The organism is Ensifer sp. M14 (genome assembly GCF_003355565.1).
Classification (GTDB): Bacteria; Pseudomonadota; Alphaproteobacteria; order Rhizobiales; family Rhizobiaceae; genus Ensifer.
The window spans coordinates 1,617,975-1,636,156 of record NZ_QJNR01000004.1 but is presented as its reverse complement, the minus strand read 5'-3'; the positions used below and the strand labels follow the sequence as shown (position 1 = coordinate 1,636,156).

Sequence of the window (18,182 nt, the reverse complement as noted above, 5' to 3'; positions counted from 1 at the left end):
CTGTGCATTCGAAACAGATTATATTGAATGAACGTTCAGCAAAAATGGAGACATTGGAATGAACGAAATGATCCGCGACATTTCCGTCCCCAATGATTGGGACCGCCGTGGATTGCCCGGCTGGTGCTATCATAGCGACGCACTGCTCGAACTGGAGCGCGAACACGTCTTCCGCCGTCACTGGCAGATCGCCTGTCATATCTCCGACGTTCCTGAGGCAGGCGACTACATCACCATGGATGTGGTCGGCGAACGCGCGCTTATCCTGCGCGACCAGCATGGGATCATCCGCGGCTTTCACAACATCTGCCGCCATCGCGGCTCCCGCGTCGTTGCCGACGATAAGGGAACATGCCGCAATGCGCTCGTCTGTCCGTTTCACGGCTGGGTCTACAATCTCGACGGCACGCTTCGAGGTGCCGCGCGACCGCGCTCGTTTCCGCCGCTCGACAAGAAGGAATTCGGCCTGGTGCCGCTTGAACTGGAAATCTGGATGGGCTTCGTGTTCATCCGTTTCCGGCCCGGCCCGCAGCCTTCGGTCGCGGAACTGATGCAGCCCTTCGCCGAAGAGTTCGGCCACTACGGCTCGGAACGCATGCTGCCGACCAGCGGCGTCTGGACGCAGGAAAGTGCGGTGAACTGGAAATCAGTGCGTGACGTCGATAACGAAGGTTATCACGTTGCCATGGCGCATCCGGCGCTGCAGGATCTCTATGGCTCAACCTACTACGACGAGCCCTTCGTCAATGGTCTCTGCCGATCCTATGCCACCTACAATCCGCATGCGGGCCGCCGCTGGAGTGTCCGGCAATATGTGGGCATCGCGCCGGAGGCGACCCATCTGCCCGAGCGCCTGCGCAAGGCCTGGATCTATTTCGGCCTGTTCCCCAACGCCGTCATCGCGGTCACTCCGGAAACGGTACAGTTCTACCAGGAATTTCCGCTGTCGACCGGCAAGACGCTGTTGCGTGGCGCGATCTATCGCTATCCCGAGGAAACGCGCCAGCAACGGCTTGCCCGCTATCTCGCCTTCCGCATCGACCGGGACACCCAGGCCGAGGACGTGCAACTGACGATCTGGTCGAACGAATCCATGACATCAAAGGCGTTCAACGGCTTCTATCTGTCGGATCTCGAATATGGCGTGCGCACGCATCACGATCACATTCGCGCCGTGCTGCCCGTCGTCACCCTCGACGTGGCCCCGTCTGAGGATCAGATGGCGGCAGTCAACGACGAACTCTCCAAACGATAGGCGTAAAAAGAGGGGCCGGCGCAAAACCGGCCCCTTCGAAAACGGCCCCGCCGGGGAATGCTGGCGGGGCCGAGGCGTTTTCAGGGTCGATCAGTTGATCAGTTCAGCCTTTCCACAGTCCCTCTCGCACGAGTTCGTCCATGGTGCGGCGGATGCTGGCGTCGAGAATTGCGACCATATCGTCGATCTGGGCGGTGCTGATCGTCAGCGGTGGCGACATCACGCACATGTTGATCAGCGGTCGCACGAGCAGGCCAAGCTCCTGGCAATGGCGGTCGATCCGCTTGCCGACCTCTAGATCGAGCGTCAGAGGATTGTTGCTGACGCGGTCGGCGACGCATTCGACGCAGGCCATCAGCCCCATCCCGCGCACTTCGCCAACCAGCGGCAAACTCTCCAGGCTCTTCAGCCTTTTCTGGAAATAGCCCGAGATCGCCTTGACGTGGTCAAGCAGACCATCCTCCAGAATGTCGAGATTGCGCAGGGCCACGGCGCAGCCGATCGGATGGCTGGAATAGGTCAGCCCATGCGCAAACATCGCGTCGGAATGGTTGGATTGCCGCAGGCTCTCCAGCAGGCGCGAGGAGATCATCACGCCCCCCAACGGAAAATAGCCCGACGTCACCCCCTTGGCGAAGGTGATCATGTCGGGTTCCAGCCCGAACACCGTCTTTGAGGCGAAGACTTCGCCGAGCCGGCCGAAGGCCGTCACCACCTCGTCGGCGATGAACAGGATGTCGTGCTCGTTGCAGAGGGCGCGCATGCGGCGCAGATAGCCTTCCGGCGGCACGATGACGCCACCCGATGCCATAATCGGCTCGGCGATGAAGGCGCCGATACGGCCCATCCCTTTTTCCTCGATCAGTGCCCGAAACTCCTCGACCAGCGCATCGCAGAACTCGGCCTCGGATTGACCTGTGGGCCGCCGGAACGGGTTGGGGCAGGAAAGCTTTGTCACCTGATCGGTGGCGCTGTCCATCCAGTCGTGGTCGCGCGGGCGACCGTTCAGCGACGCAGAGAGATAGGTGGAGCCGTGGTAGCCGCCCTGGCGCGAGACGATCAGCTTTTTTTCCGGGCGGCCGCGCACATTGTTGAGGAACTGCATGAAGCGCAGCGCCGTTTCGACCGCCGAAGAACCGCCGGTGGTGTAAAATACGTGAGAGAGATCGCCGGGGGCATGGGCGGCAAGCCGCTCGGCAAGCAGCGCCGAGGGTTGATTGGTGGTGTACCAGGGCGAGTTGTAGGACAGCGCCATGGCCTGGTCGCGCAACACATCGGCGAGTTCCGTCCGGCGATGGCCGACATTGACGCACCACATGCCGGCGGGACCGTCGATGAGCCGGCGCCCCTCGCCGTCGACAACATAGATACCGTCGCCGCTTTCGATCGACCCGCGCGCCTCGGCACCGATGCTGCCCGCGACGGGCCAGGGCTGGACGAGATGCTTTTCGGCAAGAACGGAAGTTCCTCCTGCGGAGATTTCATGCACTGTTGCACGATCGAGCTTCGCGGCCATTACAAATCCCTCCAACCAATACAAACCGTATTCGCAAAACAACCATCTGATAAAACTACGAAACACATCATTTCATTGAATGGCTGTTCAATCAATATTGCAGAAATAGCGCTTGCGTTCAATGCCGAATTGAGTTTTGCTAATTCAAGGGAAGCAAACGGCGAAAATCGCCATGGGATGGATCGAATGAAGCGTTCGCTGCATTTCCACTGTCGACTCAATCGACATGAGCCAGGACATCATTGGCCTGAGCAGGCGCGCCATTTACATGAGCCGGGGTATCGCTGATGGCGGTGCTATCGGGCACCGAGGTGGAGCAAAGGCCCGCGTATCCACCAAAGAACCGGGTTCGCTGGACGGCCAGCGAGGAAGCAAGCGGACTGGCACTGATCTCTCCGACATTGCTCTATGCCGTCGCCCTGCTTTTCCTGCCGATCCTGATCGTCGTCGCCTACAGCTTCTGGACCCAGGACTACCTGACGATCGACCGCACCTTTACCCTTCAGAACTACCGAACAGCACTTGGCGAGCCGATCTACCAGGACCTGCTGTTACGCTCGCTCGCCATCTCGCTGGTCGTCAGCGTCGTGACCGTCACCGTCTCTTATCCGATCGCCTGGTTCATCTCCTTCCATGGCGGAGTTCACAAGAACCTCTGGCTGTTCCTCATCACAGTGCCCTGCTGGACCAGCTATCTCTTGCGGGTGATGTCCTGGAAAGTGATCCTCGGCTATGGCGGAGTCATGAACACCGGCCTCCTGTCGATCAGCATCATCGACAAGCCGCTGACGTCGCTGCTCTACAACTCCAATGCCGTCGTCATCACGCTCGTCCATAGCTGGGCGGCCTTCGCCATCCTGCCGATCTTCGTTTCCCTTGAAAAAGTCGACCGCTCGCTGATCGAGGCGGCCCACGATCTCGGCGACAACAAGCTGATGAGCTTCCTGCGCGTCACCCTGCCGCTCTCCCTTCCCGGCGTGATCTCGGCCTTTCTGATCGTGATGATCCCGACGGTCGGCGACTACGTCACGCCCAAGCTTGTCGGCGGCAAAGATGGCGTGATGATCGCGACCGCGATCCAGGCGCAGTTCGGCAAGGGCGCCAACTGGCCGCTCGGCGCTGCCCTGTCGGTGACGACCATGGTCATCGTCTCGGCGATGGCGGGCCTCGCTGTTCTTGCGCTGAAACTGCTGGTGAGGATGGCGAAATGAGCGGACGCCATGGCATTCCGAAATCCCGCTGGCTGCCGGCCTATGTCGCGATTTATCTGGCGTTTCTCTACCTGCCGATCCTGCTCTTGCCGATCTTCTCCTTCAACAACGCCGCCACCACCACCTTCCCGCTCGCCGGCTTCACCACGAAGTGGTACGCGTCGCTCTGGCACAACACCGCGCTCCTCGAAGCCGCCCGCAACAGCATGATTGTCGGCGTCTCCGTCGCCATTCTCTCCACCGTGCTCGGCATCTGTGCCGCTCGCGCCATCACCCGCTATCGCTTCCGCGGCCAGCGCGCGGCGACCGGGCTGATCATGGCGCCGTTGTTCCTGCCGGAAATCATCTTTGCCGTTTCGCTGCTGATGATCATCCTGCAGCTCGGGGTCGAGCTGTCGCTCGTGACCGTCATTCTCGGCCAGGTGATCTTCTGCCTGCCCTATGCCATGTCGGTGCTGATCTCCGGTTTCGGCGGCTTCGACCGGTCACTCGAGGAGGCTTCGCTTGATCTCGGCGAAACCGCGATCGGCACGTTCCGCCGGGTGACGCTTCCCGTCGTCGCCCCGGCGCTCGTCTCCAGCCTGCTGGTCTCCTTTACCGTCTCGCTCGACGAGTTCATCCTCGCCTTCTTTCTCTCCGGCACCGAGCCGACCTTGCCGGTCTATATCTGGGGCCAGCTGCGCTTTGCCGCCAAGCTGCCCGGCGTCCTTGCGCTCGGAAGCGTGATGATCCTGATATCGATCCTGCTTCTCACCCTTTCGGAAATCATACGCCGTCGCGCCGAACATCGGCTGAGGGCGCAGGGAGCACTGCATGCCTGAAACACCGATGATCACGATCGAGGCGGTCAACAAGTTCTACGGCATCTACAAGGCGCTCGACGACGTCTCGCTCGACATTGCCGCCGGCGAGTTCTTCTCGCTGCTCGGGCCATCGGGCTGCGGCAAGACCACGCTGCTGCGCTCGATCGCCGGATTCGATACGCCGAGCACCGGCGATATCCGCATCGACGGGCAATCGGTGATCGGCACGCCGCCGAACCGCCGTCCGACCAACATGGTCTTCCAGAGCTACGCGATCTTTCCGCATCTCGATGTCGAGGAAAATGTCGCCTATGGCCTGAAGCGTTTGAAGCTTGATGCAGCTGAGGAGAGACGGCGCGTAGGGGCTGCCCTCGAACAGGTCCGGCTCGGCCACCTCGGTAAGCGCCGGGCACATGAGCTTTCCGGCGGCCAGCGCCAGCGCGTCGCGCTTGCCCGTGCGCTGGTCATGCGGCCAAAAGTCTTGCTGCTCGATGAACCGCTTTCGGCGCTCGACAAGAAACTGCGGGAGGAAATGCAGGTCGAGTTGCGCTCGTTGCAAAAGGCTGTCGGCATCACCTTCATCCTCGTCACCCATGATCAATACGAGGCGCTCGCCCTCTCGGATCGGATCGCCGTGATGTTTGGCGGACGCATCGCGCAGGTGGCAACACCGAAGGAAATCTACCAGCGCCCCACCACCCGTCAGATCGCCGACTTCCTCGGCGGCATGAACTTCATGAAAGCGCGCATTACTGGTGAAACGGCGACGCGGCTATCGGTGGAAACCCCGCGCTTCGGCCATGTCACGCTCGACAAGCCGCTGGGGTTCAACGCCCGCAACGGCACCGCGACGATCGGCATCCGGCCGGAACGGCTGCGCGTGCTTTGGGACGACGCCAGGGCCGATTTCGAGCTCGCAGGCCGGGTTGTCGACCGCCACTATTTCGGCGAGATCACCCATCTGATCGTCGATATCCCCGGGATGGAGCAGCCGCTTTCCGTTTCGGAGACCAACAACTTCGGCGCAGATGACATTCCGGTCGGCGACGCGGTTCGCCTCGCCTATGATCCGGACGCGCTCGTGGCGCTTTCGGACTGATGATGAGGGGCAGCCGCAACAAACGACTGCCCGTATTCCAGGTCAGTAGCCAGCCTTGATCTTCTCGAATTCGGCAATCATCTTCTGGCGCAGTTCCATCGGCATTGGCGCCTGGAACAGTGTGTTGTCGAGGAACTTCGAGACGTCCGCATAACCCTTGTCGGCCAGGATCTTCGGATCGACCTGCGCCATGCCGCGGGCATTGGCATGGCCATAGCCCCAGGATTCCACCATGTAAGACGTGATCGCCGGATCGGTGATCGAATTCAGGAAATCGTACTGCTGGTCTTCGGGTGCAGCAGCGCCCTTGAGCCGGACGTAGCCGCACACCCAAGTCGATAACCCTTCTGCCGTATCCTTCTTGATCGCCGCCGGCACGCCGTCGGCCTGCAGCGTCGTCGCCGTTTCATTCCAGGCCCAGGCGAGGTCGACCTCGCCGCTGGCGATCGCCTGACTGAGATCGGTGTTGTCGGTCCAGTAGAGGCGGACGTTCTTGTGCACCTCGCGCAGGAAATCCGACGCTTGGCTGAACTGTTCGTCGGTCATCGTCGTCCAGTCCCTGACGCCGATCGCAAGGCTCGCAAGTGCATAGGCATCATCGACATTGTCGCCGATCGATACCCTGTCCTTGAATTTCGGATCGGCGAAGGCTTTCAGCGAGGAAATCTCCTCGGGCTTCACCGTGTCGGTGCGATACGTCAGCACCGTGTTGCCCCATTCGAACGGCAACAGCCAGGCCTTGCCATCAGGCGTGGTCATCAGCCCCTTCATCGCAACGATGCCCGGATCGGTGTCGTTCCAGTAGGTCAGCTTCGATGTATCCAGCGGCTCGATCAGGCCGGCCTCCCGCCACTTCGCAACGCTTTGCGAACAGGGATGGGCGAGATCAGCCTTGAAACCGGAGCGCAGCTTCTGGAAGGCCTCCTCCTCGTCGCCAAAGAAGCTGAAATCCGGTTCTGTCCCGTACTTGGCGGTATAGGAAGGATGAAAGGCCGGGTCCTCGTAACCCGACCAATCGAAGACGGTCAGATTTTCGGCGGCAAGCGCCGGCAGGGCGGTGGTCGAGACAAGCGAGGCGATGAAGACGCCCCCCAAGATTTGCCTGCACACGTTCACCAATATCATGCCAACCTCCTCTATCCGGCCGTTCCGGCGTTGTTGTTCCCTATTTCGGCCCTTCCCGGGTGAAATGCTTGGGGAAGGCGACGAGCAGATACTCGACGGCCGCCGCATGCGCCTTCTCGCGCGTCAGGCCGTCGCCCATCATCAGTCGCAGCCACAGCCCTTCCATCGATGCGCAGAGCGCCAGCGTCATCCCCTCAGGCTCGTAGGCATAGCCGCCCTCGTCCTTGAGCTTCTGGCAAAGCGCCAGAAAGATCTCCTGGTACTTGACGTCGCGTGCGCCGCAGAGCGTCTGGTAGGTCGGGCGCGACTTTGCCTCGCCCCAGAAAGCGCACCAGGCGGCAAGCTTGCGCTTGGTGCAGATCTTTCGATCGAAATCGCAGGCAACGAGCGCCCAGAGCTGGGCCGCCGCCTTGTCGCCGGCCTTATCCAGCGCCGCCCCCCAATTGGCGGCATATTCGTCCGCCATGTATTGCAGCGTGGCGATCAGCAGCTTTTCCTTGCTTTCGAAATGGAAGTTGACGATGCCGCGCGACAGACCGGCGCCGTCGGCGACGTCGGCCAGCGTCGTCTCGGAGTAGCCGCGCTTGGCGAGCGAATCGATCGTCGCCTCGATCAACTGCTGTCGTCTGGTTTCCTTGGACGCCTTGCGCCCGCGCTTCTCGGTGTCCGTTGCGTCCTGTGCCGCAGAGGTGAGTTTCATCCGTACCGCCGTGCTGTTCTTCTTGAGGCGCAGGTGCATATCATGCTCCGCGCGGCATCGGCTTGATGCCACGCAGATGAGTGGGACAATGCTCACCACTGTCAAGCACCTTCTGCATCGCAGTCCAGGTCCGGATATTCTTCGCCACATAGGCTTCGCCGACGGCGGCCACAGCATCGGCGTGCAGCGCCCCTTCAAGCCTTGAAAGCTCAATCCGGGCGACATCCCGGTACCAGGCGTTCCGACTGACCGAACGCGCATCGACAAAGCCGGCTGCCGTCATGGCTGCGATATAGGTCTCCGCCGGCGCCATGCCGAAACTGAGACCTTCCGCCGCGAGATAGGCCTGCATGTCGGCGGAGGGTTCACCGTCATGGGAGATCAGCCAATCGGAGGCGGCAAAGATGCCGCCTGGGACAAGCACACGGAAGATCTCGCGGAAGATCGCAACCTTGTCCGGCACATGCACCAGTGCATCCTTGGAAAAGACCACATCGAAACTGCCATCAGGGAACGGCAGGCGACCGGGCGCCGACTGGATGAAGGAGACGTTGGCCAGTCCCGAACGCGCCGCGGCAAGCCTGGCGCGCTCTATCACCGGCACCTCGACATCGAAACCTGTCACCTGCGCCGGACCGTGGGTCTTGGCAATGTGCAGCGTCGCGCCACCGGCCCCGCAGCCGAGATCAAGGACACGCTTGCCGCCAAGTTCCAGCCCTTCGAGAACACGGTCGACTTCTCCGGCACCGCCAGGCGAAAGATACCCTTCTCCCCAGAGCACGGCGAGAAAGCGGATGGCCGCATCGTCATATTCCGCCAGCGGCTGCACTTCTCCATCGATCGACGACATCGGACCTCCGATCCGGCGTTGCACCTCGACAGAAATCCTATCGCGTTATCAGAGGATTGCAACATATTTGCTGAACACTCATTCAAAATATATGGACAACATTCTGCTTTCCATGCCATTTTTTGATCAACGACAAGGGGAGCCACATGAAACAATACGACGTGGTGATGATCGGAGGCGGCCATAACGGGCTGGTAACGGCCTGCTATCTCCAACGGGCAGGACTCGATGTCATCGTCCTTGAAAAGAACGCCTGGGTGGGTGGCGCCGCCACCAGCCGGGAGCTGACCCCCGGCTTTCTCTACTCCAACTGTTCCTACGTCTGCTCGCTGTTTCGGCCGGAGATCATGCGCGACCTCGAACTGCCGAAACACGGGCTGCAGGTCATCTCCTACGAGGGCGGCGCAGTCTTCACGCGGGATGGCGACTACCTCGCCTCCTATCGCGACCATGACTCCCACCGCCGCGAGTTCGCCCGCTTTTCCAAACGCGATGCCGAAGCCTATGACCGCTACGCCCGCGACGTGACGCGGCAATGTCGCTTCATCCAGCCGCTGCTGATGCGCACCGCGCCTGATCCCTTCAGCTTCAAGCCGCGCGACCTTCAGGAAATGCTCTATCTCGCGAAGAAGTTCGGCGACTTCTCTCCGTCGGAAATGGCCGCAACGTTACGCTTCTGGACCATGTCGATCTCCGACTTCCTCGACGAATATTTCGAGACCGACGTGGTCAAGGCCTATCTGGCGCTATCGGGGATCATCGGCACGGCGCTCGGGCCGATGTCGCCGGGAACGGCTTATGTGCTGTTGCATCACTATATGGGCGAGGTCGACGGATCGGTCGGCGCCTGGGGTTATGCCCGCGGCGGCATGGGGGCGGTCACCTCAGCCCTCGCCTCCTCCTTCAAGGCATCCGGCGGCACCATTCGGACCGGTGCGGATGTCGCCAAGATCATGACCCATCGCGGCAAGGCGACAGGCGTGGTATTGGCCGATGGTGAAGAGGTCCTCGGCAAGCTCGTCGTCTCCAATGCCGACGTCAAGCGGACCTTCCTGAAGCTCGTCGACGAGAGCGCTCTGCCGGAGCGCTTCGTCCACCGCGTGCGCCATTTCAAGATGCGCGGCTCCTCGGGCAAGCTCAACATCGCCCTCGACAGCCTGCCGGAATTCCCGGCATTGCCATCAGGATCCTCCTGCATTCGCGGCGACCTGCACTTCACCGACACGATCGAGCGCATGGAAAGAGGCTATGACGACTGGAAGGCCGGACACTGGTCGACCGATCCCTTCGTCGACATGATGATCCCGACGACGCTCGACCCGACCATGGCGCCGCCCGGCAAGCACTTCGTCTCCTGCTTCGTGCAATACTGTCCGCCGAAGGTCGAAGGCAACGACTGGACCGATGCGGACCGCGACGCCTTCGCCGAGACCGTGATCAAGCAGATCTCCGACTATTCGCCGGGGTTTCGCGAGCGCATCCTGCACATGGAGGTGCGCACGCCGCGCGAGATCGAGCAGGAAGTCGGCCTGACCGAAGGCAATATCTTCCAGGGCGAACTGACCTTCGACCAGTTGCTGTTCAACCGGCCGGTGCCCGGCTATGCGCAATATCGAAGCCCCGTCCGCGGCCTCTATATCTGCGGCTCCTCCACGCATCCGGGTGGCGGCGTCATGGGCGCACCCGGCCGCAACGCCGCCGCCGAGATCCTGCGCGATCTGCGGCATACTCCCTCGCACATGAGTTCGGCCCATGACGTCATTTGATGCCATCGTCATCGGCGGCGGTCACAACGGCCTGACCGCCGCCACGCTCCTCGCCCGATCCGGGCGCAAGGTGGTGCTGATCGAAGCGGACGACGCGCTCGGGGGGGCCGCCCGCAGCTTCGAGTTCCATCCAGGCTTCGTCAGTCCCGGCCTTGCCCATGTCATCAATCGCCTCGACCCGGATGTGTTGTCGGCGCTCGAGATTGACCATTCGACAACGCCCACGGCGGCCCCGACAGTGGCCCTTTCGTCAACCGGAGTGCACGCGGTGCTGCGCGGCGCTTACGGAGAAACGATCGATGGCGTCTCGGAAGAAGAGGCTGCGCGTTTTGCGGAGTTCCGCAAAAAGCTCCTCTTCCAGGCCGGCATATTCAAGCGCTTCCTCAAGCGGCGCCCGCCCGAGGTCGGAGAGATTGCATTTGATGATCTGAAGTCCTTTGCCACCGCGGGCCTGCATCTCCTCAGCAAAGGGCGCGAGGAAGGTCGAGATTTCCTGCGGATGCTGCTGATGAATGTCGCCGATGTCGCCGACGAGTTCTTGACGGACGACCGGCTGAAGGGCCTCGTCGCCTTCGATGCGACGCTCGGCATTCACCTCGGACCTCGGTCGCCGACATCCCTGCTCGGCCTCTATTACCGCCTGACCGGTGAGGTGGCGGGCGCAACGGGCGCGCAGTTCGTAGCAAAGGGCAACAGCCACTCGATTGCTGCTCTCTTCGATGCGGCGGCGACAAGGGCGGGCGTTGCGATCCGCACCGGCACGCGCGTCGAGAAGATCATCGCCGATCGCGGTCGCGCGACGGGCGTCGTGCTGTCGACCGGCGAAACGCTGGCAGCGCCGGCAATCATTTCGGCCATTCACCCGCAGGCGACGTTCATGGCCTTGACTGATGCTGCCGAGATCGGCACCGGCTTTCGCCGCGCGATCGGCAATATCCGCACCAAAGGCGACGTCGCCAAGCTCGACCTGGCACTCGACCGGATCCCCGAGTTCCCGGGTGTGGCACCCGCCGACCTTGCCGGCAGGCTGGTTATCGCGCGATCGATCGACCATGTCGAACGGGCCTTCAACCCGGCCAAATACGGACAGTTTTCGAACGATCCGGTGATGGAGATAACGCTTCCGAGCCTCACCGACCCGTCGCTTGCGCCCGACGGCGCCTGCACGCTTTCGGCGCTCGTCGAGTTCGCCCCCTATGCCCTTGCGGATGGTTGGGAAAAAGGAAAGCCCGCCTTCCTGAAGATCGTACTCGAAACCGTTGAACGCTATTGCCCAGGGATTGGCGCCAGCATTGTCGCCACCCACTTCCTGACGCCTGCCGACATGGAAGAGCGCTACAACCTGCCCGGCGGCCACTGGCACCACGGGGAACTCCAAGCCGACCAGCTCTTGATCAACCGCCCGGTCAATGCAGCCACCGGTTACGCAACGCCGCTCGAAGGTCTTTACCTCGCCAGCGCGGGTTCGCATCCGGGTGGCGGCATCTCTGGCCTGCCCGGCCTGCTGGCGGCCCGCCAGATCCTTTCGGAGAAACGCGCATGATGCACCTGACCGCCCTGCGGCGTGCCGAACAGGGACATATCCTGACGCCTCGCCTCGAGACGCCCTTTCACGACCGGCTGGCCGCACTCAGCGAGACCAACGACTGGTACAGCTGGGCCGGCTACAAGGCGCCGCATTCGATCTTCGACACCGAGCTCGAATATTTCGCCATTCGCTCGACGGCCGCCCTCTTCGATATCTCGCCGATGGTGAAGTACCGCATCCGCGGCACTGACGCGGCGCGCTATCTCAACCGGCTCACAGTGCGCGATGTAACCAAGCTCGGCATCGGCCGCGTCCACTACACCGCCTGGTGCGACGATCACGGCCACGTGCTCGACGACGGCACGCTTTTCCGGCTGGCAGCCGACGACTTCCGGCTTTGCTGTCAGGAGCGGCATCTGCCCTGGCTGCTTGACAGCTCCGGCGGGTTCTCGGTCGAAATCAGCGAGGAAACCGCCGAGATCGCTGCGGTCGCGTTGCAAGGGCCGACCGCTTTTGCGGTGCTCGAAGCTGCCGGCTTTGACGGCATAGAAACACTGAAGCCGTTTCAGCTGGCGGAGTTTCCGCACGCCGAGGGCAGCGTGACGATCTCGCGCACCGGCTTTACCGGCGACCTCGGTTACGAGCTTTTTGCCTCTGCAAATGCGGCGCTTAGCCTCTGGGATCGGCTCTGGGCGGCGGGAAGCGGTTTTGGGTTGAAGGCGATCGGCTACGACGCGCTCAACCGCGCCCGCATCGAGGCCGGTTTCATCGTCGCCAATGCCGATTTCATCACCGCCGAGGCAGCACTGCGCGCCGACCGCGAACGGCTGCCCGACGAGATCGGCCTCGACTGGCTCGTCGATCCGGAAAAGCCGTATTTCAATGGTCGCGACGCAATCCTGCGGGCACGGGCAAAAGGCACGCTCAAACACGTGCTGGTCGGCCTTGAGATCGAGGGAAACATTCCGGCCGAAGGCGCGATCGTCTATCACCGCGGCAAGAAGGAAGTGGGGCTGGTAACGGCCGCCATCTGGTCACCGCTCGCCAAGCGCAACATCGCAATCGCCACGCTTTCCTGCCCCTTTGGCGCGAGCGTTACCGACAATCTCTGGGTGGAAATCTACGCCATGCGAGAGCTACAATACCAGAAGCTGATGAAGCGCGCCCGTGTCGTGCCGCGGCCCTTCGTCAAGCTCGACCGTCGCTCGGCCACTCCGCCGGGGCGCTTCTAGGGTCCAGAGGATGGACGAAGAAACAAAACGACACTGGACGCTGATCAGAACTCCACCGGGCATAGAATGGTCCGGCCGCACGCGCTACGCGGCTGCGATGTTCTTTTACCAGCGCGGCGAGATGAGCGCGGAAACGCTGGAGATCTATCGCATCTGCTCGCGCCTCGACGCGGAGGATCCGGTTGCAGTGTTGCGCCGCCATCACATCGGGATCGAGTGGACAACGCGGATGGAGGCCGAACCGGATCGGCCATGCAACTGACGCCACCGTAGCCTGCGCCGTCCTAGAACGTTGCGGACTGCGCCGCCGAGATAGAACCATGCTCAACGTGACGTGCAAAGCCGGTAGCAGCCGGTCATATCGGCGCCTTCATTTTCGCGACGCAGCGTGAACTCTCGCCTGCCGTGCACTTGCAACGTGCTCGAGAATTCGTTGACGGCGGTCGGAAACACACTCCAGGAACGACGGCGGTAGGCGCAGCCGATCAAGCGAGCAGTTCGTCTTTTCGTGAGAGAAGCCGGTGCCGTCATAGACAAACACCGTCGCCTTGCCCGGGCTTTCACACGCCACCCCGACGTCAAAATACCGTCCGCGCTCCAGTGGCAGCACGTCAGCGCCAAGGGCCGAAACGGGCGCGAGCGCCGCCAACACAATCAGGGCGCGGCAAAGCCTATAGGTTCCAAACTTAGATGCAGACATGCTGATTGCCATGCATGCGGTCATCGCATCAGATGTCGCGCAACCGCCTCATAGGCCGGCAGCGAAATCGGGTCGTTGACGGTGTTGCTCGCCGAAGGGTTGGACGAAAACCGGGCAATGACCATGCGGGCAGCCGGGTCGACGTAGATCGCCTGCCCGTGAACGCCGCGCGCCATGAAGGCGCCGTTGGCGTTGCCGGTGTTCCACCACATGCCGCGATAGCTCCAGCCCTTCAGCAGCGCATAGCCCGCCTTTGCAAACGCGGCCTTGTCGCCGCCGGCGCGAATGCGGTCGATCGCGCCGGTGGGCACGAGCTGTTTGCCGTTGATCACGCCACCGCCAAGCATCAGCTGGCCGATTCTTGCCATGTCGCGAAGGCCAGCGTTCAGCCCACCGCCAGCATAGGGCGTTCCGATGGAATCGACGGTGAAATACGCGTCCTGCTCCGCGCCCATCTGGCTCCAGATCCGCTCCGACAGGAGATCGGCAACCGATTTTCCGGTCGTGAGCGCGATGATCCAGCCGAGCGTGTCGGTGTTGACGGTCTTGTAGCCGAAGGCGATACCGTGCTCGCCTTCCTTTTGCACCGTCTGCAAATATTCGAAATAGGTTCGTGGTCCGGTGTAGTCTGCCGGCTTGGGCAACGGATTGCCAGCAGCCGAGTACCTCCACACATCGGCATTCGGATCGCCATAGTCTTCGCTATAGGCAAGCCCCGTCGTCATATCGAGGACCTGCCTGACGGTTGCGTCTCCAAAGGCGCTGTCAGCAAGGTCGGGAACCAGCGCACCGACCTTTGCTGTTTCATCCAGCGTTCCCTCGGCCACCAGCATCTCGCCCATAAGCCCGATCAATGACTTGGTCACCGACATCGCACCGTGCTGTCCGGCGTCGTCGAGGCAGCCGGCATAGCGTTCATAGACGATCTTGCCCTCGTGAAGGACCACAATACCGTCCGCATAGTTGGCCGAAAACGACTCGGCAAAGCTCATGTCTTTGCCTCCGCTGAGCGGCGTGAACGTGATCGCATCGATCGACGGATCGATCTTACGCTCGAACGGCACCGGCGCGCCGAGACCGCGGCTGACGCCGACCGTCGGCGTCAATTGCCGGAAATGGCAGACCGTCCAACGCAGTTTCGGAAAGCTGAAATAGTCGCTGTCGGTCGACCGGATGATCTTGTGCGCCGGCGGCGGCGATCCGAGCATCCATTCGAGTTTTCGCGGATCGGATTGATCTGCCGATATCGCAGCGTTCTCCTGAGCTTGAGCGATCGTCGGCATGGCACCCCCAAAAGCGCTCGCCAGGATCAGCGCATGGGCAGCCCTGCGAAGTTTAGCGTCAGAGCCGAAGGCCGCACCGGCACGAGAAATTGAGAACGACAATGAAGACTGCTCCTGTCCAATAGGGCGCGACTTCGTTTGCCACGCCTTTCTGTCCGCGCAGGGAATCCCACGATGGACAGCGGGGCGCATAAGACATGCGCCGTGTCTGCGCCGCTCCGCCGCTAAGCCGCCGATGCGGCGCTGCCACGCCCGCCGACAACCTTGCCGTTTTGCGTATCACGGCTCTCCTGCGCGGCGTATCGCGCCCGCTTCTGCTCGTACATGCTGAGGTCCGCGCGCTTGACCAGCGCCTCCATCGTTTCACCGATTTCGCTGGTTGCAGCGCCGAGAGATATGCTGAGCGGCGCATTGGAGTAGAACTGGTTGTTGATCTTCAATAACTCGTTGATCGTCTCAACCATCGTGGCCGCCGCTTGCCGGTCGGCGCCGGGCATCAGGATGGCAAATTCGTCGCCGCCGATGCGGGCGGCATGGTTGGGTTGCGACACCGCACCGTTCAACACTTCGCCGAGCCGGCGCAGAAGCGCATCGCCGGCATCATGGCCAAGCTGGTCGTTAGCGGCTTTGAGGCCGTCAAGGTCGAGGACGATGGCCGAAACCGGCCGAAGCGACTTGCGCTCCAGCCTGTTAAGCTCGTCCATGTAGAAGGCGCGGTTGTGCAGCTTGGTCAGCACGTCGTGCTTGCCGAGATACTCGAGATAGGCCTCGGCCTTCTTGCGTGCGGTGATATCGGTCAACGCCACCTGCACCAGAGACCAGTCGCCTTCATGGCCTGGAAGCACGGAGAATTGCAGCAGGACGTGGCGCTCCGACCCATCGAGCGCATAGTTCACCACCTCGCGGTGGTGCAGGAGATTGCCGTTCCACAGCTCTATCAGTTGCTCGCGGAAGTGCTTCTCCATTTCGTTGCGGAAGATATCGCCGAGATGCTGGAGCAGCGTGTTCCGATCCGGCGCGCAGAACAGATCGAGCGTCGCCTGGTTGATGTCGATGACCCGGATCTCGCTCATGCATTGGCGCACGAACTCCGGATGAACGTCGGTGAAGACGCGAAAATCGACGATGCCGCGCTCGCGGACGTCTTCGAGCAGCAGCTTGATGCGGCTGAAGTCCTCCACCCACAGCGACACGGGCGAATGTTCGAAGATGCCTTCGGCATACTGCCGGTTGGCGCGCTCGTTGCGCCGCGCCTCCTCGCGCGCGGTAACGTCTTCCGTCGTCAGCAGCAGCCGCCCGAGCGTATTCTCGTACCCTGGCAGCACGGAGCCGCGCAGCTGGATGTCGAGCCGGCGCCCGGACAGCGTGTAGTTGACCGCGCTGCTGCTGAACTCGGTCTTGCCGTCCCACAATTCGGCAAGCTCGTTGACATGGCTTTCGAGCATCTCGTCGCGAAAGACTTTCGACAGGTTCGCCGACAGATGATCGAGATCGCGCGCTTCAAACAGCTCCAGTGTCCGGCGGTTGACCTGAAGCACACGAATTTGGCTGGAGCAGGCGGAGACCCGCGTCAGATCTTCGCTGAGATAGGCGCGAATATCCACCACGCCCTCGGCCCGCCAGCGCTCGAACTGCGCTTTGACCCCACTGAAATCCTCAATCCACATCGCGATCGGCGCCAGATCAAAAATGTTGGTGTCGGAAGAACCTGTCATTACTGTTCCATCTCGGTTGGCGGGGAGAGGGTTCGGTGCAAGGGCATCGCCTTTGAGCGCATTCTAACGGTCTTTAAGTAAAGATACGTAAATCCTCAACCGCGGATCACCATTGATCGGAACGATCCGTTCAACATCGGGAGCGGTCGGTTGATCCGTCATCTGCTTCGCCAACTCGACGATGCACCGACTGGTAGAAAAAATTGCAACCTGTGGTCATCAGCTCCTTGAAAGCACCAAATCGGTGCTTTACATCAGATGCATGATGCAAACGGCCCACACAGCAATCCTTCGCTACCGACTTGCGCCTGACGACGAGGCCCTGCGCGCGCTGGAGGAAACGTTTGCTGCCTATGCGGCGATGTTTGCCCTGCTCGAGGAGCTGACGGCGGAAAAAGGCGGGGCCAACCTCGTGACCCTGCACGAGCTCGCCTACGAAACCGTCAGGGATCGGACCGGCCTTCCGGCGCGCTTCGTGACGCTCGGCCTGCGCGATTTTGCGTCAAACCGCGGGCGGCCGAGCGAGCCGCCGCGGCTGCCACTCGACGAAAAATTGTTTGCGATCAAGGGCCCGGCTGACCTGACGGTCGCGACCGTACGCGGCCGCGTCGCCATTCCCTTCGATGTGGCGGGCTACTCGCGCGGCACGCTCAGTATTTTTTCCGCCCAACTCGTCGCCGAAGCCGGCGGCTATGAAATTCACATCGGCGTCACGCCGCACACAGATCGAACGGAGGAACATATGATGATGAACGAAGGCATTCTTTCGCGCATGGGCAGGCTGATCGCCGGCATCGCCAACGCCGCCGTCGACAAGGCGGAGGGCACCAACAAGGTCGCCGTCGTCGAACAAGCATTGCGGGAAATCGATGCCGCAGCCGAAGAGGCAAAGGCTGACATCGGCAAGGCGCGTGCCGAGGAGTACCGCATTCAAAGCCGGCGTGAAGAAATCGCGTCCGATCTGAACATGCTGGAAGAAAAGATCCACACTGCGGTCGCATCCGGCCGAGACGATCTCGCCAAGGCCGGTGTCGCCCGCCAGATAGACCTGGAATCGCAGGTCGCAGCCCTCGACAAGGCGCTGGCCGATGCCAGGATCTATCTTGACGAGGGACAGCAGGCATTGCAGGCCGTGCTTGCCACACGCCGCGAAGCCGAAGCGAGGCTGGCCGATCTCAAGCGGAGCTTGGCGCAATACCCGGATGAACCGGCCGCAGCACGCGCGCGCAACAACCCGGCCGATGGTGCCGCGCGGGCTGCCGCGGCGGTCTCGCGCGTCACCGGCGTACCGGCCGGCAACAAAGCGACGAGCGCCGAACTCGACGAGCTCGACCGGCTTCACCGCGAGCAGGCCATCGAAGCGCGGCTGGCAAAATTCAAAGCCGGAAAGGCCTGACCC

General features: G+C 61.9%; 16 protein-coding genes. 9 read left to right on the top strand and 7 right to left on the bottom strand.

What is annotated here, in order from left to right; translation table 11 throughout:
- The first annotated feature begins 58 nt into the window (after positions 1-58).
- Positions 59-1,255: an aromatic ring-hydroxylating dioxygenase subunit alpha gene (locus BLJAPNOD_RS07755; protein WP_115419403.1), complete on the top strand. Its 1,197-nt coding sequence runs from the start codon at positions 59-61 to the stop codon at positions 1,253-1,255.
- A gap of 103 nt (positions 1,256-1,358) precedes the next feature.
- On the opposite strand, the gene BLJAPNOD_RS07750 is transcribed toward BLJAPNOD_RS07755, so the two are convergent.
- Positions 1,359-2,771: an aminotransferase gene (locus tag BLJAPNOD_RS07750; RefSeq protein ID WP_115419402.1), complete on the bottom strand. Its 1,413-nt coding sequence runs from the start codon at positions 2,769-2,771 to the stop codon at positions 1,359-1,361.
- 287 nt (positions 2,772-3,058) lie between these two features.
- On the opposite strand from BLJAPNOD_RS07750, the gene BLJAPNOD_RS07745 reads away from it, so the two are divergent.
- From BLJAPNOD_RS07745 to BLJAPNOD_RS07735, 3 genes are read left to right on the top strand one after another with little or no spacing between them, the layout of a single operon-like run.
- Positions 3,059-3,982 (top strand): ABC transporter permease, encoded by a 924-nt coding sequence (locus BLJAPNOD_RS07745; protein ID WP_115419401.1) that lies wholly within the window; start codon positions 3,059-3,061, stop codon positions 3,980-3,982.
- Positions 3,979-4,803 carry an ABC transporter permease gene (locus BLJAPNOD_RS07740; RefSeq protein WP_115419400.1) on the top strand — a complete coding sequence of 275 codons (825 nt, stop codon included), beginning with the start codon at positions 3,979-3,981 and terminating at the stop codon, positions 4,801-4,803. The genes BLJAPNOD_RS07745 and BLJAPNOD_RS07740 overlap by 4 nt, the downstream gene beginning before the upstream one ends.
- Positions 4,804-4,810: 7 nt before the next feature.
- A complete protein-coding gene (locus BLJAPNOD_RS07735) occupies positions 4,811-5,884 on the top strand; it encodes an ABC transporter ATP-binding protein (protein WP_115421184.1) in 1,074 nt (357 codons plus the stop codon).
- 42 nt (positions 5,885-5,926) lie between these two features.
- On the opposite strand, the gene BLJAPNOD_RS07730 is transcribed toward BLJAPNOD_RS07735, so the two are convergent.
- The 3 genes from BLJAPNOD_RS07730 to BLJAPNOD_RS07720 are packed head-to-tail and all read right to left on the bottom strand — an operon-like array spanning position 5,927 to position 8,559.
- The gene (locus BLJAPNOD_RS07730; protein WP_115419399.1) at positions 5,927-7,009 is read right to left on the bottom strand and encodes an extracellular solute-binding protein; all 1,083 of its coding nucleotides are present in this window, start codon (positions 7,007-7,009) and stop codon (positions 5,927-5,929) included.
- A gap of 40 nt (positions 7,010-7,049) precedes the next feature.
- Complete coding sequence (locus tag BLJAPNOD_RS07725; RefSeq protein ID WP_115421183.1) at positions 7,050-7,709, bottom strand: TetR/AcrR family transcriptional regulator; 660 nt, start codon at positions 7,707-7,709, stop codon at positions 7,050-7,052.
- A gap of 40 nt (positions 7,710-7,749) precedes the next feature.
- Positions 7,750-8,559: a class I SAM-dependent methyltransferase gene (locus BLJAPNOD_RS07720; RefSeq protein ID WP_115419398.1), complete on the bottom strand. Its 810-nt coding sequence runs from the start codon at positions 8,557-8,559 to the stop codon at positions 7,750-7,752.
- Positions 8,560-8,705: 146 nt separating this feature from the next.
- Here BLJAPNOD_RS07720 and BLJAPNOD_RS07715 point away from each other — a divergent pair, with 146 nt between their 5' ends.
- From BLJAPNOD_RS07715 to BLJAPNOD_RS07700, 4 genes are read left to right on the top strand one after another with little or no spacing between them, the layout of a single operon-like run.
- Positions 8,706-10,325 (top strand): NAD(P)/FAD-dependent oxidoreductase, encoded by a 1,620-nt coding sequence (locus BLJAPNOD_RS07715; protein ID WP_115421182.1) that lies wholly within the window; start codon positions 8,706-8,708, stop codon positions 10,323-10,325.
- Positions 10,312-11,868 carry an NAD(P)/FAD-dependent oxidoreductase gene (locus BLJAPNOD_RS07710; protein ID WP_115419397.1) on the top strand — a complete coding sequence of 519 codons (1,557 nt, stop codon included), beginning with the start codon at positions 10,312-10,314 and terminating at the stop codon, positions 11,866-11,868. The genes BLJAPNOD_RS07715 and BLJAPNOD_RS07710 overlap by 14 nt, the downstream gene beginning before the upstream one ends.
- Positions 11,865-13,085, top strand: a complete 1,221-nt coding sequence (locus BLJAPNOD_RS07705; protein ID WP_115419396.1) for an aminomethyltransferase family protein — start codon at positions 11,865-11,867, stop codon at positions 13,083-13,085. The genes BLJAPNOD_RS07710 and BLJAPNOD_RS07705 overlap by 4 nt, the downstream gene beginning before the upstream one ends.
- A gap of 10 nt (positions 13,086-13,095) precedes the next feature.
- Complete coding sequence (locus BLJAPNOD_RS07700; RefSeq protein ID WP_115419395.1) at positions 13,096-13,347, top strand: hypothetical protein; 252 nt, start codon at positions 13,096-13,098, stop codon at positions 13,345-13,347.
- 108 nt (positions 13,348-13,455) lie between these two features.
- Here BLJAPNOD_RS07700 and BLJAPNOD_RS35155 read toward each other — a convergent pair whose 3' ends face one another.
- The 3 genes from BLJAPNOD_RS35155 to BLJAPNOD_RS07690 all read right to left on the bottom strand — a co-directional run bounded on the left by BLJAPNOD_RS35155 (position 13,456) and on the right by BLJAPNOD_RS07690 (position 16,783).
- Positions 13,456-13,797 carry a hypothetical protein gene (locus BLJAPNOD_RS35155; protein ID WP_147294533.1) on the bottom strand — a complete coding sequence of 114 codons (342 nt, stop codon included), beginning with the start codon at positions 13,795-13,797 and terminating at the stop codon, positions 13,456-13,458.
- Between the two features lie 8 nt (positions 13,798-13,805).
- Positions 13,806-15,068, bottom strand: coding sequence for a serine hydrolase (locus BLJAPNOD_RS07695; protein ID WP_115419394.1), 1,263 nt, complete (start codon positions 15,066-15,068; stop codon positions 13,806-13,808).
- Positions 15,069-15,292: 224 nt separating this feature from the next.
- Positions 15,293-16,783, bottom strand: a complete 1,491-nt coding sequence (locus tag BLJAPNOD_RS07690; RefSeq protein ID WP_077502643.1) for a sensor domain-containing diguanylate cyclase — start codon at positions 16,781-16,783, stop codon at positions 15,293-15,295.
- 262 nt (positions 16,784-17,045) lie between these two features.
- On the opposite strand from BLJAPNOD_RS07690, the gene BLJAPNOD_RS07685 reads away from it, so the two are divergent.
- On the top strand, positions 17,046-18,179 hold the full coding sequence (locus tag BLJAPNOD_RS07685) for a PspA/IM30 family protein (protein WP_115419393.1): 1,134 nt from the start codon (positions 17,046-17,048) through the stop codon (positions 18,177-18,179).
- Positions 18,180-18,182: the final 3 nt, after the last annotated feature.